Here is a 25,950-nt window from a genome sequence, read left to right on the forward strand (position 1 = left end):
ATCATGGGGCTTTATGCTGCCCGAAAACGTGTCCGACAAGCTCCCGCACGCGGGCAGATGTCGGAACATCGCCGAAGAGAATGCGGTACATAATGGGTGCCACGACGCTGTCCATGACCGCGTCGACATCGGGGAAAGACTCGCCCCTCTCCTTCGCCCGGCCAGCAATCGCCTCGATCTGCTGCCGGGTGAAATTACAGCATTTGGTCGCGTTGTCGCCGGTCTGGGCGGCGAGCACATCCCGGACATACTCACGGCCGGGGCCGGAAGACATTTCCTCGGCGTATTGCTCGGCCCACGCTTCCAGATCGCTGGCGCCGCTGCCGGTATCGATCGGCTCCATATCTGGACGCAGGCGTTCGACGGCGACGTCGGCCAGCAATTGCTGCAGGTCACCCCAGCGGCGGTAAATGGTAGACGGGGTCACACCCGCACGCATCGCGATCAGCGGAACAGTGATCTCTGCACGGCTCATCTCTGCCAGGAGTTCGCGAACTGCGGCATGCACAGAAGCCTGGACACGCGCACTTCTCCCGCCCGGGCGGATATTCTCTTTCACTGCCATCTCGAACCTAATTTTCTCCGCCTCCGAAGCGCAGAGCGATCTTTAGAATTCGCCTACAGCATCGGCCCGAAAATCGGAATCGATTTTCGGAAAGCCTGACGCGTAACTTCAAAGAAGCTTGAGCGCTTCAGGTCTTTTTTAGCATGTCCTGGTCGCAAAACCGGCTGCACGCTTTTGCGCGACCTGCGCCTGCACCAACAGTTCAGAAACTTTCATCAACCTATTAACGCAAATTATTTGCCTTTACCGGTCACCTTGCCTAGATAGAGCTAACGCAACGATTTAGCCTTAAGAGACTTTATAGATGGTCGCCGCTCCTGAATCCATCAAGAATTCGTCACCCATGGGCTTCCATGCTCTGACGCTCGCTATCCTCTTTGGCGCATCGGCTGCGCCGACGCCGCTCTATCGTATCTATCAGGAAGCCTTTACCGTTTCTCCGATCCTCATCACCGTCATCTTCGCCGTCTATGCCTTCGCGCTACTTGCAGCCCTGTTGATTGCGGGGTCCATCTCCGATCATCTCGGACGGCGGCCTGTCATTTTCGGCGCACTGCTGCTCGAAATCATCGCCATGGCGTTATTTTCGGTCGCCAGCGGGCCGGAATGGCTGATCGCAGCACGCATCGTGCAGGGGATCGCCACCGGTATCGCCGGCGCCTCCCTCGGTGCGGCACTTATCGATGTCGATCGGGCCAAAGGCCAGATCGTCAATTCCATTGCGCCGCTCTCCGGCATGGCGATCGGCGCCATCGGCACAAGCGCGCTCATCCAGTACGGACCGGAGCCGCTGCACCTCGTCTACGCCCTGCTGCTTGTGGCCTTTGCGGTACAGGCCGTTGCGCTGTGGCTGACGCGGGAGACAGGCGGCACACGACCCGGCGTCTTCGGATCGCTGAAGCCGACGGTTTTCATTCCGCAGCAAGTAAAGAAGCCGCTGTCGCTAGTGACGCCGATCAATATTGCCAACTGGACGCTCGGCGGTTTCTATCTGTCGCTCGTGCCTTCGCTGGTCGTCTCGACCACCGGCAGCCGCGCGCCGCTGACAGGTGGCGCGGTCGTGGCGACGCTGATGCTGTCGGGCGCAATCGCCGTCTTCCTGCGCCGCAGCCGCAGCCCGAAGGCCAACCTCGTCTTCGGCGTTGCCTCGCAGACGCTTGGCATCGCTACCGTCGTTGCCGGCGTACATCTTGCCAATGTGCCGCTGTTGCTCGTCGGCACGCTTTTCACTGGCGCAGGCTTCGGCACCAATTTCCTCGGCTCGATCGGCACAATCATGCCGCTCGCCAAGCCGGAAGAGCGGGCCGGCCTGCTTTCGGCCTTCTACATCCAGAGCTATCTCGCCTTCAGCCTACCGGCGATTCTTGCCGGTTTCCTCGTCAAATCGATCGGTTACGGCGCGACGACGGATATCTACGCAACTGCCGTCGTGCTTGTCAGCCTTGCGGGGCTGACAGTGATGTGCATGACAAGAGAGACGGCGACGGCGTGACGCCGCCGCCGGAGGTAATCACCGCCAGCCAAGTGCCGGAGCGATATATTTCAGGATCGATTCGATGACGTGAGCATTGTATTCCACGCCGAGCTGGTTGGGGACGGTGAGCAGCAGCGTATCGGCCTCTGCAATCGCCTCATCCTTCTTCAACTCTTCGATGAGAGCATCAGGCTCGGCAGCATAGGAGCGGCCGAAGATCGCCCTGGTGTTCTCGTCGATGAAACCGATCTTATCCTGTCCTTCATTGCCGTAGCCGAAATAGGACCGGTCGCGATCATTCACCAGCGCGAAGATGCTGCGGCTGACGGAAACGCGCGGCTCGCGCTCATGGCCGGCTTCCTTCCAGGCCTCGCGATAGGCGCGGATCTGTTTGGCCTGCTGGATATGGAAGGCTTCGCCCGTCTCATCGTCCTTCAAGGTCGAGCTCTGCAGGTTCATGCCGAGCTTGGCGGCCCAGACGGCCGTAGCGTTCGAGCCGGCACCCCACCAGATGCGCTCACGCAGACCGGCGGAATGCGGTTCGAGCCGCAAGAGGCCGGGCGGATTGGGGAACATCGGCCGCGGGTTGGGCTCCGCGAAACCTTCGCCCTTCAGCACTTCGAGGAAGACCTCGGCGTGGCGACGGCCCATATCGGCATCGCTCTGACCTTCCGGCGGGTTGTAGCCGAAATAGCGCCAGCCATCGATAACCTGCTCCGGCGAGCCTCGGCTGATGCCGAGCTGCAGGCGCCCGCGGGAAATAAGATCGGCCGAGCCGGCATCTTCCGCCATGTAGAGCGGGTTCTCGTAGCGCATGTCGATGACCGCAGTGCCGATCTCGATGCGGCTGGTCCTCGCGCCGACGGCGGCCAGCAGCGGGAAGGGCGAGGCAAGCTGACGGGCGAAGTGGTGGACGCGGAAATAGGCGCCGTCCGCGCCAAGCTCCTCGGCGGCGACCGCGAGGTCGATCGATTGCAGCAGCGTGTCGCCGGCCGAGCGTGTTTGAGATTGCGGCGAGGGCGTCCAGTGCCCGAACGAGAGAAAACCGATCTTCTTCATGATTCCATCGCTTAAAAATGATTGTGCTTGCATGCTCTTGGCATGATTCAGGTTAGGCATATAGGCGTTGTGTGCGAATTTATGAGCCCGGCTCGGCTGGATCCGTTGAAGATGCCGAACGAGTCCCGCCGATGTCAGACGAGGAATCTACGCCGGACTGGCTGATGGACCAATCAATGTATGCTGACGGAGTGAATGGTCATCTCGTGTCCTTAGAGGCTCCGGCCACGTTGGCGCGCGCAACCTTTCCAGGAGTCAACGTACGATATCTGTCGCAATGGCTCAGTTTTTGGTTGACTGCTCTTGCGTTTGCAGGAGGAAGCCTGGCCGGAGATGCGGGCAGTGCGAGGCGACGGCTCTGACGAACTCGCCGCCTCACCAATTACGCCGCCTTATCAGCGGTCGGATAAGGATCGAAACGACCGTAGAAGGTTTCGCCCCTGGAAGCCATGTCCTTCAGCAGCGGCGTCGGCTTGAAATGATCGCCATACCGGGAGGCCAGCTTTTCGGCTGTCTCCACAAAGGCCTTTACACCCATGCCGTCGATGTAGCTCAGCGCACCGCCGGTATAGGGCGCAAAGCCGAAGCCAAGGATGGAGCCGACGTCAGCCTCGCGCGGATCGGTGACAATACCCTCTTCCATGGTGCGGGCGGCTTCGAGCGCGATGGTCACCAGGAAGCGCTGCTTCAGGGTGTTGACGTCGATCTCAGAGGCCGGTTTTTGTGGATAGAGGGTCTTCAGCTCCGGCCAGAGGAATTTTTTGGCGGGCTTGCCCGGATATTCGTAGAAACCCTTGCCGTTCTTGCGGCCACGGCGGTCGAGTTCGTCTACCAGCTTATTGATGAGCGCAAGGTGGCGTTCGTCGACAGCCTTGGGGCCGAGATCGGCGACCGTTGCCTTGAGGATCTTCTGGGAGAGATCGATCGCCACTTCATCGTTCAGTGAGAGCGGGCCGACAGGCATGCCCACCATCTTGGCGGCATTTTCGATCATCGCCGCCGGCACGCCCTCGATCAGCATGTCATAGGCTTCGTGGATATAGCGGAAGACGCAGCGGTTGACGAAGAAGCCTCTGGTATCGTTGACGACGATGGGCGTCTTCTTGATCGCAGCGACATAGTCCAGGGCCACGGCGAGCGCACGGTCACCGGTGTTTTTGCCGAGAATGACCTCGGTCAGCATCATCTTTTCGACCGGCGAAAAGAAATGCACGCCGATAAACTGATCCGGGCGCTTCGAATTTTCCGCAAGCCCCGTAATCGGCAGGGTCGAAGTGTTGGAGGCGAAGATGGTCGTTTCCGGGATGACGCCTTCGACCTGCTCAATGACCGCCTTCTTGACGGCACGGTCTTCAAAGACCGCTTCGATGACGAGATCGGCATCCTTCAAATCCGAATAATCGGCTGACGGTGTGAGGCGGGCAAGAAGCGCAGCGCCCTCTTCCTGTGTAAGACGGCCCTTACCGACAGAGTCCTTGACGAGGCCCTCCCCAACGCCCCTGCCTCTGGTGGCAACCTCGATATCGCGATCAATCAGTACGACCTCAAAGCCGGCAGCGGCCGTGACATAGGCAATGGATGCCCCCATGAAGCCGGCGCCAACGACGCCAACCTTTTTCAACTCGGTCTTCGGCACATTTGCCGGGCGGCGGGCGCCCTTGCCGAGTTCCTGCATGGAGATAAAGAGCGAGCGGATCATCGAGAAGGCTTCGGTGGTCTGCAGCACCTGCGTGAAATAGCGCTGCTCGATCTTCAGCGCGGTGTCGAAGGGAACCTGCAGGCCTTCATAGACGCATTTCAGGATGGCGAGCGCACCGGGATAGTTACCTGATGTTTCGCGGCGCAGGATGGCGGGAGCTGCCGGCCAAAGCTGTGCAGAGGCGGGTGTCCAGATGCCGCCGCCCGGCACCTTGAAGCCCTTGTCGTCCCAGGGCGCGATTGGCTTCAGGCCGTCCTTGATCATCTGCTTGGCGGCCGGGATCAGCTGATCCGGCTCGACCACCTGATGGATGAGGTTCATGGCCTTGGCTCGCGAAGCGTTCAGCGACTGGCCCGTCGTCATCATCTGCAGGGCGGATTGGGCATCGGTCAGGCGCGCAATGCGCTGCGTGCCGCCGGCGCCTGGGAAGATGCCGACCTTGACTTCCGGCAGGGCGATCTTGACGCTCTTGGAACTGGAGGCGACGCGACCATGGCAGGCTAGCGACATTTCCAGTGCGCCGCCCATGCAGGTGCCGTTGATGGCGGAGACCCAGGGCTTGCCGCAGGTTTCGAGCTTGCGGAACAAGCCGGTCATGCGGCCGACGAGATCAAAGAGTTTCTGCGCCGCACCGTCAGGATTTGCCGCTTTCTCCTGCTGGTAGAGAGTGAACATGGACTTGATCATCGAGAGATCGGCGCCGCCCGAGAAGGAGGACTTGCCCGAGGTGATGACCACGCCCTTGACGGTGCTGTCGGCGACGGTCGCATCGATGATGGCGTCGAGTTCGTTCATCACCTCTTCGGTGAAGACGTTCATCGACTTGCCGGGCATGTCCCAGGTAACCAGAGCAATGCCGTCCGCATCGGTTTCGACGGTGAAGTTGGTGTAGCTCATCGTCTCTCTCCCTTAGACGCGTTCGATGACGGTTGCGGTTCCCATGCCGGCGCCGATGCAGAGGGTGACCAGTGCGGTGTTGAGATCGCGGCGTTCGAGCTCGTCCAGCACGGTGCCGAGGATCATGGCGCCGGTCGCACCGAGCGGATGGCCCATGGCGATCGCACCGCCATTGACGTTGATTTGGTCGTGCGGGATGTCGAAAGCCTGCATGTAGCGTAGCACTACGGCGGCGAAGGCTTCGTTCAATTCGAAGAGGTCGATATCGGCAAGCGTCATGCCCGTGCGCTTTAAGAGCTTTTCGGTGACATCGACAGGGCCGGTCAGCATCAGGGCCGGGTCGGAGCCGATGTTGGCGAAAGCCTTGATGCGGGCGCGGGGCTCCAGGCCCATGCTCTCCCCGCCGGCCTTGGAGCCGAGGAGGACGGCCGCGGCGCCATCGACGATGCCCGAGGAATTGCCGGCATGGTGGACATAGTTGACGCGCTCGACTTCCGGGTGGGCCTGGATCGCGACGGCTTCAAAGCCGCCCATTTCGCCCGGCATCTGGAAGGAGGGATTAAGGGAAGCGAGCGCCTGCATGTCCGTGCCAGGGCGCATGTGTTCGTCATGGGCGAGGATGGTCAGGCCGTTCTGGTCCTTGACAGGGATGACGGAATTCTTGAACCAGCCATTGTTCCAGGCATTTGCCGCGCGCTTCTGGCTTTCCACGGCATAGGCATCGACGTCATCGCGGGAGAAGCCATATTTTGTGGCGATGAGATCGGCCGACACACCCTGCGGCATAAAATAGGCGGGGAAGTTCACCGAAGGATCCATGAACCAGGCGCCGCCGGACATGCCGAGGCCGACACGGGACATGCTTTCAACGCCGCCGGCGATGACGATATCGTCGGCGCCCTGGGCGATCTTGCCGGCGCCGAAATTCACGGCGTCGAGGCCGGAGGCGCAGAAGCGAGAGATCTGCATGCCCGGTGCTTTCGTCGAATAACCGGCTTCAAAAGCGGCAGCCTTGGGGATAACGGCGCCGGCATCCATGACCGGATCGACGCAGCCCATGATGATGTCATCAACCATCTCGGTATTGAGACCGTTGCGGTCGCGGATTGCCTCCAGCGTCTTTGCCGCGAGGCGCACGGAGGGCACTTCGTGGAGCGCGCCGTCCTTCTTGCCGCGGCCGCGGGGCGTGCGGACGTGATCGTAAATGAAAACCTCGGTCATTGTCTCATCTCCCTGGCGGCGCAGAGGCGCCGGTGAATTTCCTGTTCCGGCAGGCCGAAGCGGAGAAACCTGCGTCTGCGGCCCCCTAATCCGGCCCCTCGGGCCACCTTCTCCCCCATGGGGAGAAGGGGTCGCGATCAAAATGCCTCGGCGGCGAGTTCCATCATCGTGTCGGCGCCGGTTTCGATGCGGGCCTTGCGCAATGCAGTTTCAGGCATGATGCGCTCCATGAAGAATTTCGCCGTGATCAGCTTGTTCTTCAAATAGTCCTCCCTGGCATCGCCGGCGGCAAGGCGTTCATTGGCGGCTTTGGCCATGCGCGCCCACATATAGCCGAGAACGACGAGGCCGAAGAGGTGCATGTAATCGGTGGAGCCGGCACCGGCATTGTCGGGCTTTGCCATGGCATTCTGCATGAACCACATGGTCGCGCCCTGAACATCGTTCAAGCCTTTCTTCAGGTGCTTGGTGAAAAAGCTGAGCTGCTCCTCATTGCGGTTTTCTTCGCAGAAATCGCCGATTTCCTTGAAGAGCGCCATGACGGCGCGGCCACCGTTCAGCGCCAGCTTGCGGCCGACGAGATCGAGCGCCTGGATGCCGTTCGCGCCTTCGTAGATCATGGCGATGCGGGCATCGCGCACATACTGGCTCATGCCATGCTCTTCGATATAGCCGTGACCGCCGAAGACCTGTTGGGCCATGACGGCGTGGTCGAAACCCTTGTCGGTCATCACGCCCTTCAGGATCGGGGTGACGAGGCCGAGAATATCGTCGGCGGTCTGGCGCTCGTTGCTATCGCTGGCGCGGTGGGCGATATCGGATTTCAGCGCGGTCCAGAGCAGGAAGGCGCGGCCGGCCTCGTTGAAGGCGCGGATGGTCATCAGCGAGCGGCGGATATCGGGATGGACGATGATCGGATCGGCCTTCTTGTCCGGCGCCTTCACGCCGGACAGCGAGCGACCCTGGATGCGATCGCGGGCGTAATTGGCGGCGTTCTGATAGGCGATCTCGGAAATGGCGATGCCCTGCAGGCCGACCATCAGGCGGGCCTCGTTCATCATCACGAACATGGCATTGAGGCCGCGGTTTTCCGCGCCGATCAGATAGCCGGTCGCCTCGTCGTAGTTCATGACGCAGGTGGCGTTGCCGTGGATGCCCATCTTGTGTTCGATGGCACCGCAGGAGACGGCGTTGCGGGCGCCCGGCGCGCCGTCCTTGACGAGGAATTTCGGAACGATGAAGAGCGAGATGCCCTTGGTGCCCTCAGGCGCGCCTTCGATGCGGGCCAGCACCAAGTGAATGATGTTGTCGGCCAGGTCATGCTCGCCGGCGGAGATGAATATCTTCTGACCTGATATCTTGTAGCTGCCATCAGCCTGCGGCACTGCCTTGGTGCGCAGCATGCCGAGATCGGTGCCGCAATGCGGCTCGGTGAGGTTCATGGTGCCGGACCAGCTGCCTTCCACCATCTTCGGCAAGTAGGTGCTCTTCTGCTCGTCAGTGCCGTGGACGAGGATCGCAGCGATAGCCCCCTGCGTCAGACCCGGATACATCATCAACGACATATTAGCCGCCGAGGTATATTCGCCGACGGCAGCGTGCAGCGTGTAGGGCAAGCCCTGGCCGCCGAATTCTTCCGGCACGGCAAGACCGATCCAGCCGCTTTCTCGATAAGCCTGATAGGCTTCTCTGAAACCCTTCGGCGTCGAGACCGTGCCATCGTCGCGGCGCAGGCAGCCTTCCTGATCCCCGGAATAATTGAGGGGGAACAGGACTTCCTCGGCCACCTTCGCCGCCTCGCCCAGGATGGCCTCCACCATATCAGGCGTGGCATCGGCAAAACCCGGAAGATTGTTGTAGCGCTCGAGACCCAGCACGTCGTTCAGCACGAAGAGCGTGTCGTTCACCGGGGCCTTGTAGACTGGCATCGTTCGAATTCCTCCAATTCGGCAACCGGATCGCTCCGGCCTTGAGACTCTCTTACAAAATATTGACGTTTGCGTAAACGTCAAATTCCGCTTGTGTGCGATTTTGTGAACTGGTGCGAAGAGCCTTGGAATAGTCCGTTGCTTCTCCGGCTAAGCGCGCTACACTCCTTATGCGACTTTGAGAAAAGCCTGGGAGGAGCTGTTCATGAAGAGAGCGTGGCCTGCGGAGTTCAATTCCGTTTTCGATACGGCCGAGGAAGTGACCATCGAGCCCATAACAGTCGAGCCGATCAACGGCGAGAGACTGGTTGCGCATGATGAGCCGCCGGCTCCACGCAAAGCTCTGAGGGTGCGCATCCCCATGGAAACCTATGAACGCATCTGGCCACTCGCCGAAATGCGCTTCCGGCCGGCAGAAGGCCCTTATGCCGGCAAAGCGGTAACACTGATCGCCACCAACCCGCACTATCACCCCTGGCACCCTGCCGATGGCGGCAGCGAGGAGAAAGTCAGCGATAGCGGACGGCATTACAAGATCGATTATCTGATCGTGCATTTCCTGCTCGACGACGTGCGCGAATCGGTGGCCGCCTGAGCATCGACCAGACGGCTTGAGACACAACGGCTCCCGGAATAGGCTTGCACCAGCAACGTCCATTCGGGAGCCAAGCTTTGAGCGATTTCGACATCATCCGCCGCCGCGCCGAACAAAGAAAAGGCGGAGCCGATGCGCTGAATGCGATGCTGCCGGCCATGCCTGACCATGAGGCGCTGCGCGCTCTGCCGGACGATCGCATTCTTTCGCAGATGACGCGGCGGATCTTCTACAGTGGCTTCGTACACAAAGTCATCGACAACAAATGGCCGGGTTTCGAAGAGGCGTTCGACGGCTTCGACCCTGCCGCCCTGAATATCGCTCCCGACGAATACTGGCATGATCTGACCAGCGACGACCGCATCGTCAGGAACGGCGCGAAGATCATGTCGGTACGCGCCAATGCCGCCTTCGTGCGGGAGCTTGCGAATGAGGCCGGCAGCGCCGGCGCCTTCTTCGCCGATTGGCCGCCCGAGGACCATATCGGCCTGCTCGAGGTGCTCGCCAAACGCGGCAGCCGGCTGAGCGGCGGCACGGGACAATATTTCCTGCGCGGCATCGGCCGCGACTGCTTCATCATGACGAGGGATGTGCTGGCCTGCCTGAGGGATGCGGGCGTGCCGCTTTCGGCATCCGGCACCGGCAAGAAGGATCAGCAGCTGATCCAGCAGACGTTCAACTGCTGGGCCAAGGAAACGGGACTGCCGCTCGCCTACCTCTCGCGCATCTGCGGGCTTTCGATCGACGCGCCCCAGGAGTGAAATATTTCCGGGCAGCGGTTTTTTGACAGGCTGCGATTGCCTACCTCTCCGGAGGGTTCATCCGAAGGAGAAGATCATGGTCGAGTTTCCCTATCGCAGCGCGCTTATTGTCGGCGCCGGTTCCGGCATCAGCGGCTCGCTTGCCCGCAAGCTTGCAGACCGAGGCGTCAAAGTGAGCCTTGCGGCGCGCAATATCGGCAAGCTCGGGCCTCTGCTCGATCAAACCGGGGCGAAGGCTTTTGCTACCGACGCTTCACAGCCCGCGGCGGTTTCTGCCCTCTTCGAGCGCCTCGATGCCGAAATCGGCGAGCCAGACATCGTCGTCTACAATGCCAGCGGCCGGGTGCGCGGGCCGATTGCCGAACTCGATCCCGCAGAGGTTCAGCAGGCGATCGCCACCAGCGCCTTTGGCGGCTTTCTCGTTACCCAGCAGGCAGCCAAACGCATGATCCCGAAAGGGCGCGGGGCTATTCTGCTGACGGGGGCGACGGCCAGCATCAAGGGCTATGCGCAATCGGCGCCCTTTGCCATGGGAAAATTCGCGCTGCGGGGTTTGGCACAAAGCGCTGCCCGCGAGCTTGGGCCACTTGGGATCCATGTGGCGCATTTCATCATTGATGGTGCCGTGCGCTCCGCCACGAGGCCGGATAGGGAAGACAAGCCAGACGGTACGCTTTCGCCCGATGCGATCGCGCAATCCTATATCGACGTGCTGCTACAGCACCGCAGCGCCTGGTCGCAGGAGGTGGAGTTGCGGCCCTGGACGGAAAACTTCTGATTCAGCCGGTCCCGATAGAGCATACATGTTTCCCGAAAGCGTCGAAACCGGTAGGATCGGACCAGTTTCGACAGCCTGGGAGGGAACGATGCTGCGTCTGGACCATGTGACGATCGATACACGCGATGCGCCTGCCATGATCGCTTTTTTCGAAAACATTCTTGGCGTAAAGGAAGGCTATCGGCCGCCCTTTCCCTCGCGCGGTCACTGGCTTTATCTCGATGACAAGCCGGTGATCCATCTGAGCCTGACGGAGCGGGCTGACGATTTTCCGCCCGGCATCTTCAACCATGTGGCCTTCAGCCGCTTCGAATTCGAACCGGCGCTTGCTCGCATCAAAGCCGGCGGCTATCGGTACGAATATCGCGATATTCCGGATACCGACCTCGGACAGGTATTCATCTACGGGCCTGAGGGCGTGAAGATCGAGCTTCAGTACAAGCGGCCGATCTGAAGATTTGCGCCCCCGAATTGGTAGGAAGAGCGCAAAAGTTAAAAAATTCTCATCCGGGTTAACGAGTTCTTTACCACGTTTCGTAAAAGGTGCGCGGTGAGCACTGGCGATCTGCATTCCTTTTCTTTGTCTCGCGTTTCAGGAATGTCGCCGAAAGACTATCCAGCCTGAGGAAAGTCTAATTGACTATTTCCTTATGGATGGCGCTCTCCGACGTGTGCTCCGGTATGCTTCGGAAAAGGCAATGATCGAGCCCAGACCGGGCAGTCGAAGCGAGCAAGAACATGAACGGATCGCGATCACATTCTTCCCGGCATTCCGACAGGACCTCGCTCGATGCGTTGAACCGCACTATCGAGGGGCTGGAGGCGCGAATCGAGGGCCTGATGGGCAGCGGGCGCGAACAGCGGCCCCGCGATCCGAAGCCCGAACGCGATCCCTATGCCAGTTCCTACGCGCCCCGCACAGCCGATCCGCTGGCGGAAATCCGGCAACGCCAGCGTGCACTCGACGCCACCAGAGAGAACCGCGAACGCGCCTATACGCGTGAAGCTGCACCGGCTCTTCTGCGTGAACCTGCTCTCGCGCCAGCCCCGCAGCGCGCTCCGGCGCCGCAGCCGGCGGCACCTGGCCTGCGCGCCTCCGGCGACACGATGACCGAAATCGCCCAGGCGCTCGTGAACCTACGGCAGGACCTGAAGCGCGACATTTCCGAAGGTGTCACGCGCGAGATGAATGCGCTGCGCACGGAACTGCGGGAGATCAAGGCGAGCGCGCAGGACCGACATTTCGCCGACGACATCCGCGCCGACATGGGGCGTCTGTCGCAGAGCATTGCGCAGCTCACCAGCCGCTCGGCCGGACCGGAAGCAACCGGCCTGCGCAACGAATTCGAAGAGCTGCGCTCGCTGATGGACGGCCTGGCGCGCGAGGATTCGATGCGCCACATGGAACAGCGTTGGGACAGTGTGGAAAACCGCCTGGCGGAGCTCGACACGGCCGGGCTGCAGGAAGAGCTGGTCTCGCTTGCCTACAGGCTTGACGACATCAAGCGGCATCTCGGTGGCATGGGCGAAAGCCCGGCCGTGCAGGCGCTGGAAGACAAGCTCATCACCATCGCCTCCGCTGTCGAGCAGTTCGGCAACCTGATCCAGCCACACGATCGGATCATGTCCGAACAGTTCGCCGCCATGGATACGCGGCTCGACGAGATCAGCCGCGCGATCGCCGCCGGCGGACGCACTGCCACCGGCATCGACCCGGCACTGATGCAGCGGCTGGAAAACCGCCTTTCCGCACTTGGCGATCAGATCGAACTGATGAGCCGTGCCGCCATGAGCCGCCTCAATCCCGCCGACGATATGGCGGACCGGCTGGAAGCGCTGACGGCGCGCGTGGAAGACCTCACCAAAACGGAAGCGACCTCACGGCTCGACGAGCGGCTGGAACACCTTTCCCTTCTGCTCGAGCGTACGCAGAAGACGGCGCCGCAGCAGGACCTGACCGGCGCGCTCTCGGACATCTCCCGCAAGATCGATGCGCTGGAAAACGGTTCGGTCAATGACGCGCTCGCCGAACGGCTCGACCATCTCGCACGCCGCATCGACGAAATGGAAATTCGCCCCGCCCCGGCGCCTGTTATCGACGACAGGGCCTTTCAGCGTCTCGAAGGGCGGCTCAGCGATATCGCCGCGCGGCTGGAGGAAAGTACGGCGGCGCCGCCGACCGACATGCGCGCGCTGAAGAACCTCGAGGAGCAGATTGCAAATCTCTCCGCGCTCCTGAACGCGCCGCGCGAAGTATCAGCAGATCTCGACCGCCGCATGGGCGCAATCGAAGATTATATCGCAACCAACGACGAATATATTATCGAGGCAGCGCGGCAAGCGGCTGAGGCCGTGGTCGATGCCTATTCGCGCAACGGCGGAGCGCAGGGCGCTACGCCCGCAGAGAGCGACATGTCGGCCCTCATCGCGCTCGCCGAAGATCTGCGGAACCTCGAAGATCTGAGCCGCGACAGCGAGGAGCGCACCCACAAGACCTTCCAGGCCCTGCACGAGACGCTGCTGCACATTGCCGACAGGCTGGACACGATGGAAGAGCGAGTGCGCCCGGCCGCCACCCGGATGCCGGCTGCAGACGTCGATTTCGACGTGGATCCCTATGCACTGGTCGACGCAGGCCGGGAGTCGGCTAAAGCTCCTGTGATGCAGGCGCCGAAGGCTTCGCCGGTGCTGCGCCCGGGCGATATGACCGAAGAGGTGCCGAGCCGTAAGCCTGAACCGGCATTGGCCGACGGCACCAGCGCGATCGCCATCGAAGCAAGCCAGCCGGCAAAACCCGCTCTTCCCGCCAAAAGCAGCCTTCTTGCCGGCATTGGCCGGAAGCTGATGCCTTCGCGCAAGACGGAACCGAAGGCTGCTGTCGAACGCACGGTCATCAATCCCGCTCCGTCGATCGATCCCGTCGACGTGGTGCCTACTGAGGCGGCAAACGAGCTCTTGGAACCGGGGTCGGGCGCGCCAGACGTCAAGAAGATTCTGGAGCGCGTGCGCGCCAGCCAGAACGCCCAGCGCGGCAAGCCGGCCACCGAAAACGATCGTGCGGACTACATAGCCGCGGCACGCCGCGCCGCGCAGGCCGCAGCCATGGAGATCGACAGTAACGCAAAGCCGGCGACCCGCGCCGAACGCCGCGCGGCAAAGCCGGAGAAATCCGGCCAGGGCGGGGCGTTTTCACGCTTCCGCCGGCCGATCCTGCTGGCGGTCGGCGCCGTGCTGCTTGCCATCATGGCCTTCCCACTCGCCCGTACGCTGACGACAGGTCAGAAGGCGCCGCCGCCGGCTGAAATCTCGGCTCTGACCGGTGGGACCGAAACGCCGCAGTCAAGCATGGCAGTGTCAGCCCCGGTTGCGCCGGAAACAACGGCACCGGAAACGGCCAGCCAGCTGCCCGCATTGCCACCAGAGCCCGCTCCCGAAACAGCCGCTCCGGGAGAGCCGCAGGCGACAACGCACGATCACCTGACCGACACCACGCCGCTCGACGGCGAAGGTGCCGGGGATTTCAGCCAGGCACCGGCACAGGATGCGTCCGGCGTCGTTCCAAGCGCGCCCTTGGCGCCGGCAGCGGTGCCTGCCGCCCCCCCGGCCGCCTCGATCATCGTTCCCGATACGATCCAGCCGCAGCCGCTTGCCGATGCCGCGCGCAACGGCGACGCGTTGGCTCTCTTCGAAATCGGTGCGCGTTATACCGAAGGCCGCAACGGCCTCGTCGCCGATCAGAAGCAGGCTGCAAACTGGTATCAGCTTTCCGCCGACAAGGGCTTTGCGCCTGCGCAGTACCGTCTCGGCAGCATGTATGAGAAGGGTAACGGCGTCGATCGCGACGTGCAGAAGGCCAAGACCCTCTACGAACGAGCCGCAGGCCAGGGCAATGCCAGCGCCATGCACAATCTCGCCGTACTCTACGCCTCCGGCGCACTCGGCCAGCAGGATTACACGACGGCGGCCTCCTGGTTCCAGAAGGCTGCGGATCTCGGCATCACCGACAGCCAGTTCAACCTCGCCATCCTCTGCGCTCGCGGCAACGGCGTGCCGGCGGATCTGGAAGAGTCCTACAAGTGGTTTGCGATCGCCGCCAAAGCCGGCGACAAGGACGCCGCCCAGAAACGCGACGAAGTGGCGAAAGCCATGAAGCCGGATCAGCTCGAGCGCGCCCGCGCCAAGGCCGATCTCTGGAAACCGCAGCCGCTCGACAACAAGGCGAACGGCATCGAGATCCCGGACGCATGGGCAAGTGGCGCTGCCCCGAAGACGGCAACCATCGACATGAAGAAGGCGATCCGCAACATCCAGGCGATCCTCAACAATAACGGCTTCGACGCCGGTCCGCCGGATGGAGAAATGGGCACAAAGACGGTAAGCGCCATCAAGAACTTCCAGAAGTCGATCGGCCAGGAGCCGACCGGGAAGGTCAATGACGACACGGTGAAGGCGCTTCTGGAGCGTAACAAACCGGGTGCCAAGGCCATCTAAGACAACCCGGCGGCACCCTGCCGCAGGGCTTTGCGCACTTTCGTGCCGACTGTCACAAAACCTGAAAAAAGCCGGATTATGCGGGACATATCGGGACTCGCATCCTGCTGACCATGCTTTTTTCCTTCGAAAGCCTCTGGCAACGTTTTCACAGTAGGATGCGCCATTCGAATGGGGACGTGAGAGAGCAGCTCCGGCGGGAGCGGCGATAATCGGGGTCGGCTGTGACAATCTATCTGCCCATCGCAGAATTGTCGGTGAACATCTTCATCATTCTCGGCATGGGGGCTGCCGTCGGATTCCTGTCCGGCATGTTCGGCGTTGGCGGCGGCTTTCTGATAACGCCCCTCCTGATCTTCTACAACATTCCTCCGGTCGTTGCCGTCGCAACGGGGGCCAACCAGGTTGTAGCTTCCTCGATATCGGGAGCGATCACGCATTTCCGACGCGGCACGCTGGATGTGAAGCTCGGCACTGTGCTGCTTGTCGGCGGTCTTTCGGGCGCGACGGTCGGCATCTGGATTTTCTCGCTGCTGCGCGCCGTTGGCCAGCTCGACCTTTTCATCTCCCTGCTTTACGTCATCTTCCTCGGCACGGTCGGCGGGCTGATGCTTTGGGAAAGCGTCAACGCCATGCGCCGTGCAGCCCGTAACGAAGCGCCCGCCCCTCGCCGGCCCGGCCACCAGCACTGGGTCCACAAGCTGCCGCTCAAGGTGCGGTTCAAGAAATCGAAGATCTATCTTTCGGTGATCCCGATCGTGGCACTCGGCTTTGCGATCGGCATCCTCACCTCTGTCATGGGTGTCGGCGGCGGTTTCATCATGGTGCCGGCGATGATCTACCTGCTGCGCATCCCGACCAACGTGGTCGTCGGGACCTCGCTCTTCCAGATCATCTTCGTCACCGCCTATACGACGATCGTGCAGGCCGCGACCAACTATTCCGTCGATATCGTGCTCGCCTTCTTCCTGATGCTCGCCGGCGTCATCGGTGCACAATACGGGGTGCGCGTCGGCCAGCGGCTGCGCGGCGAGCAGCTGCGCGCGCTGCTCGGCCTTCTCGTTCTTGCCGTCGGCCTGCGCCTCGCTGTCGCGCTAGTCGTGACGCCGGAAGACATCTATTCGGTGGTCATGGGAATGGGGAACTGATGCTTCGGCTCCTGCTGCTCCTCCTTACCCTTCTCATGCCTGTCGTTGCGGCGGCACAGGTGCTGCTGCCCGGACAGGGAACGACGCGGGCCGAGCGCGAGGGGCTGGAAATCGGTACCTCCACCAGCGAGATCGCCATTACCTCCGATTTCCGCGGCGCGGACCTGACGATTTTCGGCGCGGTGACGAATACCGACGACCTGCTGCTTGCCATCGGCCAGTATGACGTCATCGTGGTTCTGGAAGGCCCGCGCGAAGACGCCACGGTGCGCAAAAAGGAGCGGGTCTTCGGCATCTGGATCAATACCTCGTCAATGACCTTTGCCGAGGTGCCGCATTCCTACTCGATGTCGAGTTCGCGCTCGATTGACGACATCACGACGCCGCTCGACCTGACCGGAGAGGGTATCGGCATCGACCATATTCCGCTGCGCCCGATCGATTTTGCCGGCAACTTCAACAGTCTCAACGAATTCCGCACCGCCTTTCGCCGTCTGCAGCAGGTCGGGGGTCTATACGAGCGCGACCCGAGCGGGGTGCGCTTCGTCTCCTCCAATCTCTTCAAGGCAAGCCTGCGGCTGCCGGCCAATATTCCGAACGGCGTGCATACGGTACGCGCCTACCTGTTCAAGAGCGGAAAGTTCGTGACGCAGAAATCGCAGCCGTTGCGGGTCATCAAGACGGGCATCGAGCAGACGATCACCGATGCGGCGCATGAGGAGCCGATTTTCTACGGCTGTTTTGCGGTGCTGCTGGCCGTGCTGACGGGATGGGGCGCCAGCCTGATCTTCCGCAAGGATTGACCGGACCTATTTTTCGTCGCCGACGACCTCTGGAAGTTTCCTTCGAATAGCCAAGCGCAGGTTATGCCCGGCGGCAGAAGCTCACTCCGATGCCAATGACGGGTGAGCGATGACGCTCCGCGATACATCCTTCAAAACCGCTTGCATTTCGATATCAGTCGAGTTAGGTTTAACCAGTTTCTAAACACAACTGGTTTTAATACCGACACAGAGCGAATGGAGGATGAAATGAGAAAGCTTGTTGTCTGGAACCTGATGACGCTGGATGGCTATTTCGAGGGATCGAAACCGTGGGATATCGATTTCCATAATCTGGCCTGGGGGCCGGAGCTCGAAAAATATGCCGAGCAGTTCGGCGAGGAGGGCGATCTTCTGGTCTTCGGCCGCAAGACCTATGAGGGCATGGCCGCCTACTGGCCGACCGCCGAGGGCGAAGAGAAGATCAAGGCTTATATGAACGGCATCGCCAAGATCGCTGTCTCGCGGACCATGGAAAAGGCGGATTGGAACAATACGCGCGTCGTCAATGATCCAGTGTCCGAACTGAAGCGGCTGAAGGAAGAGGATGGCAAGACGATCTTCATCTTCGGCAGCGCCGAGCTCGCCGATACCCTTCTGAAGGCGGGGTTGGTGGATGAAATTCGCATCTGCCTGGTGCCTGTCATTCTCGGCGGCGGTAATCCGCATTTCAAGCCTGCGGATGCACAGCAGCCCCTGAAACTGCTCGACTCGTCTGTGACGAAGAGCGGCGCAGTGATCCTGCGCTACGAGCCTGTCAGAGCTATCTGATCATTTGCCTTTACAGGCTGCAGCCAGCAAGACTGCGGCCGCTTCGCCTGCTGTTCCCATATAGTTGGGATCGCGATGCAGGAGCACGGCGGCAAAGGAGCCGTCGAGCAGCAGAATGACCTGGCGGGCGAGTTTCGGCGCCTCGATAAGATGCTGTTCCTCGAAGAGAGCAGCGAGCCATTGCTCGACATTCTTCTTATGCGCGGCGCCAACCTTGATGGCGGGATGGCCGGGCATATTGGCAAGCTCAGCGGAGGTTCTGAGATAACCGCAGCCCTTCCATTTCGGATGTCGGGCAGAACGGGCGAGATTGTCGAAAATGCCTTTTACCTTCGCCGCGAGATCGCCGTCCGTTTCTGCAAACCAGCGCCTGTAGACAGCGAGATTGGGCTGATCCCGGGTTTCCAGATAGGCGGCGATCAGATCGTCCTTGCTGTCGAAATGATAATAGAGGGTGCGCTTGGTGACACCAGCTTTCTCCGCCACGGCATCGACGCTTACGGCCCGAATGCCTTCGCTGTAGAACAGTTTGGCGGCGGCGGCAACGATGCGTTCGCGTGTGTCGGAAGCAGATTTGACCATGTCGGCAATGTATACCGACTAGTGAGTATCCTCAACATCAACTGTCACTTACTGTTCCCGCCAAAGCGCAGGCAAGGGAGAGACATATGCCGGCTGCAAGCAAGCGGAGGAAGAACGACCTTGCACAGGAGGCGGGAACTGTCGTGATCGGCTGCCGTGATGGCATTAAACTTCGCGCCCATCTCTGGAGTGCCATCAGCGACAACAGCATCGGCAGCGTCGTCATCAATCCGGCGACCGGCGTTGCGGCACGTTATTATCACCATTATGCGCGCTTTCTCGCCGAACACGGCTTTGACGTGCTGACCTATGATTATCGCGGCATCGGCCTGTCGCGCCCAGAACGGTTACGCAACTGCGGCTATCGCTGGCGGGACTGGGGCGAACGGGATTTCGATGCGGCGCTGCTTTTCATGGAAGGCCAGCGGCCTGGCCAGCCGCTTTTCGTCGTCGGACACAGTATCGGCGGCTTTCTGCCCGGCCTTTCGGCCCATGCCGACCGCATCACGCGCATGCTTGCCGTCGGCGCCCAATATGGGAACTGGCGAGACTATGCCCCGGCGCACCGCTGGCGGCTGCTCCTGAAATGGCATCTTTTCATGCCAGCGGCGACCTTGCTGCTCGGCTATTTTCCAGGGCGGCGTCTCGACTGGCTCGAGGATCTGCCGAGGGGCGTTGCGTTCGACTGGGCGTTCCAGCGGGGATGGATCGATCTTCATCCGCCGGCTACCGAAAGGGCCGGCGCCTCGAAGCCCTTCGAAAATTTTCATGCGCCAATCCTGAGCCTCACCGTCACCGATGACGAGATTGCGACCGTCCACGCCATCAGGCGCGGTCTTTCCCATTATCGCAACGCAAAGGTGGAAGAAGTGCTGCTGACGCCTGAAGATCTCGGATTTCCGAAAATCGGGCATTTCGATCTTTTCCACGCGCGTCACGCCGCCGGCTTTTGGCTCGACACTCTGCTCTGGCTGCGGGACGGCACCAATCCCTGGCCCCGGAAAAAACTGCCGGAACATCTCGTATTCGCATAAAAACCGCTCTTTAACGTTTACGAGTTAGTAATCTCTCGGAAACGAGAGGTTTGTATCATGCGTACTCGTATCGTGCTCGCGTTCGTCGGACTGGCCCTGCTTGCCGGCTGCGCGACAGCGCCCCGCCAGACGAAGAATATCTGCGCCGTCTTCGACCAGAAAGACGGGCTCTTCACAAGCTGGCAGGGTGCTGCGGAGCGTGCGGAGAAGAAATATGGCGTGCCGGTGCCGATCCTGATGGCGACCATGTATGTCGAATCCGGCTTCCAGCCCTATGCGCGCCCGCCACGCACGAAACTTTTCGGCTTCATTCCCTGGACGCGGCCGTCGACCGCCTATGGTTATTCGCAGGCACTGAACGGAACCTGGGACCACTACCAGTCGGAAACCGGCAACTGGGCCGCACGACGGACAAATTTTTCCGACGCGATCGATTTCATCGGCTGGTACCACTACAGCAACGCCCAAGCGACCGGCATTCCGCTCAACGACGCCTATAATCTCTACCTCGCCTATTATTCCGGCCCGACCGGCTACAGGCGCGGCGACTGGCGCAACAACGGACAATTGCAGCAGACGGCGCAGAAATTCGCCCGGATGGCCGGGTCCTATCAGCAGCAGTTGCAGGGATGCAATTGACCCCTTCCCTTCGCGGGGAAAGAGAATGCGTCAGCCGCGCAAATTGCCATAGCGGACCGAATAGATCCGGTCGCGGCCGAGAAGATGGGCAATCAGCAAGGCATTGTCGAAGAGGCCTTTCATCGCCTTGTGGCCGAGGTCCAACCCGCCGCTCATGACACCGAAAGCCGGCATCAGCAAGCGGGCGCCGTCTGTCGCGAAGCAGGGACGGCGGACGGATTTTTCGCGGCGGCGGACGGTGGCGGCAGGATGTAGGTGACCGGCGATCTCGCCCTGCTGCAGGCCTTCGCGCGGCTCGTGGCGGAAGATCAGGCCGGCATAGTATAGCTCGTCCGAACAGGCGCCAGGCAGATCGACGGTGCCATCAGGATCATGGTTGCCATTGATCCATATCCATTCGCGGCCGCGGGCCATTTCGACGATCAGCGTGCGGAAGGCATCCGGCAGATGCTCTGAGCCGACGCGGTCGTGGAAATTGTCGCCGAGCGAAATGACGATCTTCGGATCGTAACGGGAGATGACGGCGGCGAGCACTGTGAGCGTCGCCAGCGTATCATAGGGCGGCAGCATCATGCCGCGGCGGGCAAAGGCTGCCCCTTTTTCGAGATGCAGGTCGGAGACGACGAGAATGCCGGCATCCGGCAGATAGAGCGCGCCAAGCGGATCGCAAACGGCAGCAACACCGTGAATGGCGGTTTCGACGCCCGGTATTGCGGCAAGACCAGTCATGTCACGGGCGAGTGCCAAGCGGTTCATCACTCTCGTCATTCCAATCGTTTCCAGCCCGATTTCTCAGGCCCACTCGTCAGCCCATCGCCTCGGCGATCAGATCGTCGGCGGCTTCGGCAAGCAGTGCGTCATGAGCCTGACCCGGCACCGATTCCCTGCCGATTTCCAGCATGACCGGCACGGCGAGCGGCGAGATATGGTCCAGCGGCCGGTGGGTGATGTGGCCCCTGATTCGCTTCAGCATATCGCCAAGGCGGGAAATATCCAAAAGTCCCGACGCCGCATCCTGTCGCGTCGCCTGCAGCAGGATGTGGTCAGGCTCGTGGGTTCTGAGCACATCGTAGATGAGGTCGGCCGAGACAGTGATCTGCCGGCCGGTCTTTTCCTTGCCCGGATGGCGCCGTTCGATCAAGCCTGCAATCACGGCGCAATTGCGGAAGGTGCGCTTCAAAAGGAAGGATTCGTTCAGCCAGGATTCCAGATCGTCTCCCAGCATATCCTCATCGAAGAGATCGGAGAGACTGAGGCGGCCATTGGCAATCATCAGGCCGAGATCCTCGAGGCCCCAGATGCCAAGAGAATAGTCCGTGGCGACGAAGCCGAGGGGTTTTGCCCCTGCCCTGTCCAGACGCCTGGTCAGCAGCATACCGAGCGTCTGATGCGCCAGCCGCCCTTCGAAGGGATAGATGACCATGTAGCCTCGGCTGCCACGCGGGAAGGTCTCGATCAGCAGCTCGTCGTGCTTCGGCAGAAGGGATTTTTCCTTCTGCAGCGAGAGCCAGTCGCGCACCTGATCCGGCAGTCGGTGCCAGTGGTCCGGATCATCCAGCATCGAGCGGACCTGATCGGCGAGATAGGTCGAGAGCGGAAACTTGCCGCCGTTATAAGACGGGATTTTCGGATCGAAGGAATAGGCCGGACTGACCAGCGCCTCGCTCTCCCTGATACCCTCAAAACGCAGTACCTTGCCGGAGAAGATAAAGGTGTCACCCGGTGCGAGCTGTTCGAGGAAATATTCCTCGACCTTGCCAAGCACGGCACCGGGGCGGCCAAGCCTGCCGCCCTCGCCGCGCTTGGCCATGCGGATATTCAGCATCGGATCTTCGACGATGGTGCCAAGGTTCAGACGATATTGCTGGGCGACCTGCGGATTGGAAACGCGCCAGCGGCCCTCCTTTGTCTTGCGGATGCGGGCATAGCGCTCATAGGTACGCAACGCGTAACCGCCGGTCGCGACGAAATCGACGACGCGCTCGAAGGTTTCCCATGAAAGATCGACATAGGGCGAGGCGCTGGTGATCTCGTCATAGAGCTCCAGCATATCGAAAGGTTCGGCGCAGGCCATGCCGAGCACGTGCTGGGCGAGCACATCAAGCCCGCCGCGGCCGACGGGTGGCGTGTCCTGCGCGCCGATGTAATTCGCATCGAGTGCCGCCTGGCACTCCATCACCTCGAAACGGTTGGCGGGAACGAGGATCGCCTTCGACGGCTCGTCCATGCGGTGATTGGCGCGGCCAATGCGCTGGGCAAGACGGGAAGCGCCTTTCGGCGCGCCGACATGGATAACGAGATCGACATCGCCCCAATCGATGCCAAGGTCGAGCGTCGAGGTGGCGACGACGGCCCGCAGCTTGTTGGCTGCCATGGCGGCTTCGACCTTGCGGCGCTGGGCAACATCCAGCGAACCGTGGTGGAGCGCGATCGGCAGGTTCTCCTCGTTGACGGTCCACAGCTCCTGAAACAGCATTTCGGCCTGCGAGCGGGTATTGACGAAGAGCAGTGTGGTCTGATGGTCGATCAGCTGCCGATAGACATCCGGAATAGCATATTTAGCGGAATGGCCCGCCCAGGGAATATGCTCTTCGGTATTGAGGATGGAGATATCGGGCTTTGCGCCGCCGTCAACGAGGACGAGGCTGGCGTGATTTTCCCTTCCCTGCACCTGCGCCACCAGCCATTTCTGCAGATCGAGGGGATCGGCGACGGTCGCCGAAAGACCGATCGTCTTTAGATCGGGTGCAAGCCTGCGCAGCCGGCCAAGGCCGAGCGAGAGCATATGGCCGCGCTTTGAGGTAACGAGCGAGTGGAGTTCGTCGAAGATGACGTATTTCAAATCCTTGAAGAAGCGCTCCGCCTCCCGATTTGCCAGAAGCAGCGCCACCTGCTCCGGCGTCGTCAGGAGTATATCGGGCGGGTTGAGCTTCTGGCGCTGGCGTTTGGCGTTCGGCGTATCGCCGGTGCGGTTCTCGATCGATATCGGCAAGCCCATTTCGGTAACGGGCTTCATGAGATTGCGCTCGATATCGACGGCCAGCGCCTTCAATGGCGAGACGTAAAGCGTGTGGATGCCAGTGAAGGCCGAGCCTGGCGGAATCCTGCCGCGGCGCGTGAGGTCGGTCAGCGACGGCAAGAAGCCGGCAAGCGTCTTGCCGGCGCCGGTCGGAGCAATGAGCAGCGTGCTCTCGCCCGCTTCGGCACGAGCCAGCAATTCAAGCTGGTGGGCGCGCGGGCGCCAGCCCTTTTCCGCGAACCAGCGAAGGAAGGGGGTGGGCAATGCAAGGCTGGTCTCGGCATCGATCTGATCCACGGGGCAAATGTAGTTCAAATGCGGGCGAATAGAAGCGGTATTGACTCCTCGGCATAATCGTGGATAAATAATATCTACGATTAAAGGAGATCGGCTGTGAAGCTTGGTGACGGCGTCGAACAGAGCATTCATTGCACAGCGGCCCTATCAGGGCTTTCCGCGGGCGGCGTGCTATCGGCAGCAGCCCTCGCCGAATTTCACGGTGTCTCGACGAGCTATCTCTTAAAGCATCTGCAGGCGCTTTCGGGGGCCGGGATCCTGGAGACAGTGCCGGGGCCGAAGGGTGGTTATCGGCTGGCGAAGAGGCCGGAGGATATTTCGCTGCTCGATATCGTGCTCGCGGTCGAGGGACCGGCGCCTGCCTTCCGCTGTTCAGAAATCCGCCAGCGGGGGCCGAACCCATTGCCGCAGCGCTATTTCACCAAGCCGTGCCAGATCACGGCGGCGATGCTCAGGGCCGAGCGCGCCTATCGCGCCGAACTCGCAAGCACCAGCATCGCCGATATCCTGGCTGAACTTTCCGCAGATGATGACGGCGGGATCGCCGCCAGAGGCTGCGCTTTCATGGATATGCATGAAAGAAAAGCGGCTCGCTAAGCCTCGATACAAACCAACCCCAATTCCAAACCTAAGGAGAAATACCATGCAAGCACGTTTCAACTTCGGCAAAGCCGCTCCGGATGCCTACAAGGCCGTCGTCGCACTGGAGCAGTATGTACAGGAGTCCGGACTGGATAAGCGCTTCATTCACCTGATCAAGCTTCGTGCCTCGCAGATCAACGGCTGCGCCTATTGCGTCGACATGCATTCGAAGGAAGCGCGCCATCACGGGCTTTCCGAACAGTGGATCAACCTGATGTGCGTATGGCGGGAATCGCCGGTTTACGACGCCCGCGAACGCGCCCTGCTCGGCTGGGTGGATGCGGTGACGAAGATTGCCGAAACCGGTGCACCGGATGCCGATTACGAAGCCCTGAAGGCGCATTTCTCCGAAGAAGAAATGACCAAGATCACGGTTGCGATCGGCACGATCAATATCTGGAACCGGCTTGCCGTCGGCTTCCGCAGCCAGCATCCGATCGATGCCCCGCAGAAGGCAGCCTGATAGATTCTACCTGCAGGGAATTCTTCCCAGCGACCGACCCGAAAATTTCGGGTCGGTTGATTATGCGGTCACCTGTGATCGGTCGTGGCCCGTGCTGCAACGGCTCCAAGCCATTTGGCCGAGAGGTCGGTGCTGTTGAATATGTCGCGAACGACCTTGGCGATTTCCTCTGCAGAAGAACCCTTGGCGTATTCTTCCTGCATGCGGCGTCTGACAAGCTTTTCCAAATCTGACATAGCTTACCTCATCATATCCGGCGCGAGGAAAGTGTCGCGCCTGCGACGATCACAAGCAAGTTACGTTTTGTTTAGAACGGCTTACCGATTTGTAAGGTTGGAACTGCCTAGAGCGCGATGTAGCGGTCGGCCCTGTGATTGATCGCGACGAAGAGATTGAGAACGACCGCACCGAGCACGGAATAGAAGACGACCGGCGGCGTGGTGACGAAGAAGGCGGCCGCCAGCACGCACATGTCGACGACGAGCTGCACGAAGCCGGCGCGGATGCCGAAACGCTCCTGCATATAGATGCCGAGAATGCTGACACCGCCGAGGCTCGCGCGATGACGATAGAGCGCCAGAAGGCCGAAGCCGAGCAGCAGGCCGCCAAGAAGCGCCGCCCAGGCCGGATGGATGGCGGCGATTTCCATGACCTTCGGCTGCAAGCTGGTCAGAGCCGAGGTCAGGCCGATGGCGATGAAGGTCTTGATCGTGAAGGCCGTACCGAGGCGCTTCCACGAGAGATAGAAGAAGGGCAGGTTGAGCAGGAAAAAGGCGAGACCGAAATTCACGCCGAAGGCGTAGTGCAGCAGGAAGGCAATGCCGGCGGTGCTGCCGGTCAGAAGGCCGGCACTGGCAAGAACGTAAAGACCGAGAGCGGAAACGAGGCTGCCGGAGAATATGCCCTGCACATCCTCGATCGGCGTGTGACGCGTCGCAGTGGTATTCCAGAAACCGAGGGCACTGATGAGCTGGCTCATGTCGCGATCTCCGATGGCGGCTGCTCCGGTCAGACCGGAGGTAGAGGGATGTAAGGGTGGATGCGGTGCGTGCTGCGCTTTAGGAGC

The 25,950-nt window shown here is 61.0% G+C and carries 23 protein-coding genes; 13 read left to right on the plus strand and 10 right to left on the minus strand.

The genetic code is table 11. The features are described 5' to 3' along the window. Position 1: 1 nt before the first annotated feature. Entirely contained in the window at positions 2–565 is a 564-nt protein-coding gene (locus FHT92_RS05990; protein WP_183823163.1) for a TetR/AcrR family transcriptional regulator, read from the minus strand. Positions 566–869: 304 nt separating this feature from the next. On the opposite strand from FHT92_RS05990, the gene FHT92_RS05995 reads away from it, so the two are divergent. Continuing rightward, the gene (locus tag FHT92_RS05995) at positions 870–2,057 is read left to right on the plus strand and encodes an MFS transporter (protein ID WP_183823165.1); all 1,188 of its coding nucleotides are present in this window, start codon (positions 870–872) and stop codon (positions 2,055–2,057) included. Positions 2,058–2,075: 18 nt separating this feature from the next. Here FHT92_RS05995 and FHT92_RS06000 read toward each other — a convergent pair whose 3' ends face one another. From FHT92_RS06000 to FHT92_RS06015, 4 genes are all read right to left on the minus strand, one after another. After that, positions 2,076–3,098, minus strand: coding sequence for an LLM class flavin-dependent oxidoreductase (locus FHT92_RS06000; RefSeq protein WP_183823166.1), 1,023 nt, complete (start codon positions 3,096–3,098; stop codon positions 2,076–2,078). A 382-nt stretch (positions 3,099–3,480) separates the two neighbouring features. After that, the gene (locus FHT92_RS06005; protein ID WP_183823168.1) at positions 3,481–5,694 is read right to left on the minus strand and encodes a 3-hydroxyacyl-CoA dehydrogenase NAD-binding domain-containing protein; all 2,214 of its coding nucleotides are present in this window, start codon (positions 5,692–5,694) and stop codon (positions 3,481–3,483) included. A 12-nt stretch (positions 5,695–5,706) separates the two neighbouring features. Continuing rightward, positions 5,707–6,915 carry an acetyl-CoA C-acetyltransferase gene (locus FHT92_RS06010; protein ID WP_183823170.1) on the minus strand — a complete coding sequence of 403 codons (1,209 nt, stop codon included), beginning with the start codon at positions 6,913–6,915 and terminating at the stop codon, positions 5,707–5,709. Positions 6,916–7,052: 137 nt separating this feature from the next. Beyond that, positions 7,053–8,843 (minus strand): acyl-CoA dehydrogenase C-terminal domain-containing protein, encoded by a 1,791-nt coding sequence (locus tag FHT92_RS06015; RefSeq protein ID WP_183823172.1) that lies wholly within the window; start codon positions 8,841–8,843, stop codon positions 7,053–7,055. 205 nt (positions 8,844–9,048) lie between these two features. Between FHT92_RS06015 and FHT92_RS06020 the strand changes: the two genes are divergently transcribed. The 8 genes from FHT92_RS06020 (at position 9,049) to FHT92_RS06055 (ending at position 18,208) form a co-directional block, all read left to right on the plus strand. Next, positions 9,049–9,438, plus strand: coding sequence for a hypothetical protein (locus tag FHT92_RS06020; RefSeq protein ID WP_183823174.1), 390 nt, complete (start codon positions 9,049–9,051; stop codon positions 9,436–9,438). 77 nt (positions 9,439–9,515) lie between these two features. Beyond that, entirely contained in the window at positions 9,516–10,199 is a 684-nt protein-coding gene (locus tag FHT92_RS06025) for a DNA-3-methyladenine glycosylase I (protein WP_183823176.1), read from the plus strand. Positions 10,200–10,275: 76 nt separating this feature from the next. Further along, positions 10,276–10,977 (plus strand): SDR family NAD(P)-dependent oxidoreductase, encoded by a 702-nt coding sequence (locus FHT92_RS06030; RefSeq protein WP_183823178.1) that lies wholly within the window; start codon positions 10,276–10,278, stop codon positions 10,975–10,977. Positions 10,978–11,065: 88 nt separating this feature from the next. Continuing rightward, positions 11,066–11,431: a VOC family protein gene (locus FHT92_RS06035; RefSeq protein ID WP_183823180.1), complete on the plus strand. Its 366-nt coding sequence runs from the start codon at positions 11,066–11,068 to the stop codon at positions 11,429–11,431. A gap of 284 nt (positions 11,432–11,715) precedes the next feature. Continuing rightward, the gene (locus FHT92_RS06040) at positions 11,716–15,468 is read left to right on the plus strand and encodes an SEL1-like repeat protein (protein WP_183823182.1); all 3,753 of its coding nucleotides are present in this window, start codon (positions 11,716–11,718) and stop codon (positions 15,466–15,468) included. A 224-nt stretch (positions 15,469–15,692) separates the two neighbouring features. Beyond that, on the plus strand, positions 15,693–16,616 hold the full coding sequence (locus tag FHT92_RS06045; RefSeq protein ID WP_183748893.1) for a sulfite exporter TauE/SafE family protein: 924 nt from the start codon (positions 15,693–15,695) through the stop codon (positions 16,614–16,616). Beyond that, positions 16,616–17,419 carry a TIGR02186 family protein gene (locus FHT92_RS06050; protein ID WP_183823184.1) on the plus strand — a complete coding sequence of 268 codons (804 nt, stop codon included), beginning with the start codon at positions 16,616–16,618 and terminating at the stop codon, positions 17,417–17,419. The genes FHT92_RS06045 and FHT92_RS06050 overlap by 1 nt, the downstream gene beginning before the upstream one ends. Positions 17,420–17,647: 228 nt before the next feature. Beyond that, complete coding sequence (locus tag FHT92_RS06055; protein WP_183748892.1) at positions 17,648–18,208, plus strand: dihydrofolate reductase family protein; 561 nt, start codon at positions 17,648–17,650, stop codon at positions 18,206–18,208. Here FHT92_RS06055 and FHT92_RS06060 read toward each other — a convergent pair whose 3' ends face one another. After that, a complete protein-coding gene (locus FHT92_RS06060) occupies positions 18,209–18,790 on the minus strand; it encodes a TetR/AcrR family transcriptional regulator (RefSeq protein WP_183823186.1) in 582 nt (193 codons plus the stop codon). It abuts the gene before it with no gap. 86 nt (positions 18,791–18,876) lie between these two features. Between FHT92_RS06060 and FHT92_RS06065 the strand changes: the two genes are divergently transcribed. Together FHT92_RS06065 and FHT92_RS06070 are read left to right on the plus strand one after the other, a co-directional pair. Continuing rightward, the gene (locus tag FHT92_RS06065) at positions 18,877–19,824 is read left to right on the plus strand and encodes an alpha/beta fold hydrolase (protein WP_183823188.1); all 948 of its coding nucleotides are present in this window, start codon (positions 18,877–18,879) and stop codon (positions 19,822–19,824) included. A 57-nt stretch (positions 19,825–19,881) separates the two neighbouring features. Beyond that, entirely contained in the window at positions 19,882–20,463 is a 582-nt protein-coding gene (locus FHT92_RS06070; protein ID WP_183748889.1) for a transglycosylase SLT domain-containing protein, read from the plus strand. Between the two features lie 30 nt (positions 20,464–20,493). Here FHT92_RS06070 and pdeM read toward each other — a convergent pair whose 3' ends face one another. After that, complete coding sequence (pdeM, locus tag FHT92_RS06075; RefSeq protein WP_246715402.1) at positions 20,494–21,231, minus strand: ligase-associated DNA damage response endonuclease PdeM; 738 nt, start codon at positions 21,229–21,231, stop codon at positions 20,494–20,496. Positions 21,232–21,268: 37 nt separating this feature from the next. After that, complete coding sequence (locus tag FHT92_RS06080) at positions 21,269–23,779, minus strand: ligase-associated DNA damage response DEXH box helicase (protein WP_183823190.1); 2,511 nt, start codon at positions 23,777–23,779, stop codon at positions 21,269–21,271. 96 nt (positions 23,780–23,875) lie between these two features. Between FHT92_RS06080 and FHT92_RS06085 the strand changes: the two genes are divergently transcribed. Both FHT92_RS06085 and FHT92_RS06090 read left to right on the plus strand, forming a co-directional pair. Then, positions 23,876–24,376: an Rrf2 family transcriptional regulator gene (locus FHT92_RS06085; RefSeq protein WP_183823192.1), complete on the plus strand. Its 501-nt coding sequence runs from the start codon at positions 23,876–23,878 to the stop codon at positions 24,374–24,376. 46 nt (positions 24,377–24,422) lie between these two features. After that, a complete protein-coding gene (locus FHT92_RS06090; RefSeq protein WP_113322942.1) occupies positions 24,423–24,884 on the plus strand; it encodes a carboxymuconolactone decarboxylase family protein in 462 nt (153 codons plus the stop codon). Between the two features lie 68 nt (positions 24,885–24,952). Here FHT92_RS06090 and FHT92_RS06095 read toward each other — a convergent pair whose 3' ends face one another. Then, the gene (locus FHT92_RS06095) at positions 24,953–25,120 is read right to left on the minus strand and encodes a hypothetical protein (protein ID WP_183823870.1); all 168 of its coding nucleotides are present in this window, start codon (positions 25,118–25,120) and stop codon (positions 24,953–24,955) included. Positions 25,121–25,227: 107 nt separating this feature from the next. Then, entirely contained in the window at positions 25,228–25,863 is a 636-nt protein-coding gene (locus tag FHT92_RS06100) for a YitT family protein (protein ID WP_183823194.1), read from the minus strand. Positions 25,864–25,950 lie beyond the last annotated feature (87 nt).

Source organism: Rhizobium sp. BK377, assembly GCF_014193935.1.
In the GTDB taxonomy this organism is placed as follows: Bacteria; Pseudomonadota; Alphaproteobacteria; order Rhizobiales; family Rhizobiaceae; genus Rhizobium.

Coding starts and splice junctions, on each gene's coding strand:
- FHT92_RS05990 (WP_183823163.1), bottom strand. CDS start 565: ATGGCAGTGAAAGAGAATATCCGCCCGGGCGGGAGAAGTGCGCGTGTC.
- FHT92_RS05995 (WP_183823165.1), top strand. CDS start 870: ATGGTCGCCGCTCCTGAATCCATCAAGAATTCGTCACCCATGGGCTTC.
- FHT92_RS06000 (WP_183823166.1), bottom strand. CDS start 3,098: ATGAAGAAGATCGGTTTTCTCTCGTTCGGGCACTGGACGCCCTCGCCG.
- FHT92_RS06005 (WP_183823168.1), bottom strand. CDS start 5,694: ATGAGCTACACCAACTTCACCGTCGAAACCGATGCGGACGGCATTGCT.
- FHT92_RS06010 (WP_183823170.1), bottom strand. CDS start 6,915: ATGACCGAGGTTTTCATTTACGATCACGTCCGCACGCCCCGCGGCCGC.
- FHT92_RS06015 (WP_183823172.1), bottom strand. CDS start 8,843: ATGCCAGTCTACAAGGCCCCGGTGAACGACACGCTCTTCGTGCTGAAC.
- FHT92_RS06020 (WP_183823174.1), top strand. CDS start 9,049: ATGAAGAGAGCGTGGCCTGCGGAGTTCAATTCCGTTTTCGATACGGCC.
- FHT92_RS06030 (WP_183823178.1), top strand. CDS start 10,276: ATGGTCGAGTTTCCCTATCGCAGCGCGCTTATTGTCGGCGCCGGTTCC.
- FHT92_RS06035 (WP_183823180.1), top strand. CDS start 11,066: ATGCTGCGTCTGGACCATGTGACGATCGATACACGCGATGCGCCTGCC.
- FHT92_RS06040 (WP_183823182.1), top strand. CDS start 11,716: ATGAACGGATCGCGATCACATTCTTCCCGGCATTCCGACAGGACCTCG.
- FHT92_RS06050 (WP_183823184.1), top strand. CDS start 16,616: ATGCTTCGGCTCCTGCTGCTCCTCCTTACCCTTCTCATGCCTGTCGTT.
- FHT92_RS06055 (WP_183748892.1), top strand. CDS start 17,648: ATGAGAAAGCTTGTTGTCTGGAACCTGATGACGCTGGATGGCTATTTC.
- FHT92_RS06060 (WP_183823186.1), bottom strand. CDS start 18,790: ATGGTCAAATCTGCTTCCGACACACGCGAACGCATCGTTGCCGCCGCC.
- FHT92_RS06065 (WP_183823188.1), top strand. CDS start 18,877: ATGCCGGCTGCAAGCAAGCGGAGGAAGAACGACCTTGCACAGGAGGCG.
- FHT92_RS06070 (WP_183748889.1), top strand. CDS start 19,882: ATGCGTACTCGTATCGTGCTCGCGTTCGTCGGACTGGCCCTGCTTGCC.
- pdeM (WP_246715402.1), bottom strand. CDS start 21,231: ATGACGAGAGTGATGAACCGCTTGGCACTCGCCCGTGACATGACTGGT.
- FHT92_RS06090 (WP_113322942.1), top strand. CDS start 24,423: ATGCAAGCACGTTTCAACTTCGGCAAAGCCGCTCCGGATGCCTACAAG.
- FHT92_RS06095 (WP_183823870.1), bottom strand. CDS start 25,120: ATGTCAGATTTGGAAAAGCTTGTCAGACGCCGCATGCAGGAAGAATAC.
- FHT92_RS06100 (WP_183823194.1), bottom strand. CDS start 25,863: ATGAGCCAGCTCATCAGTGCCCTCGGTTTCTGGAATACCACTGCGACG.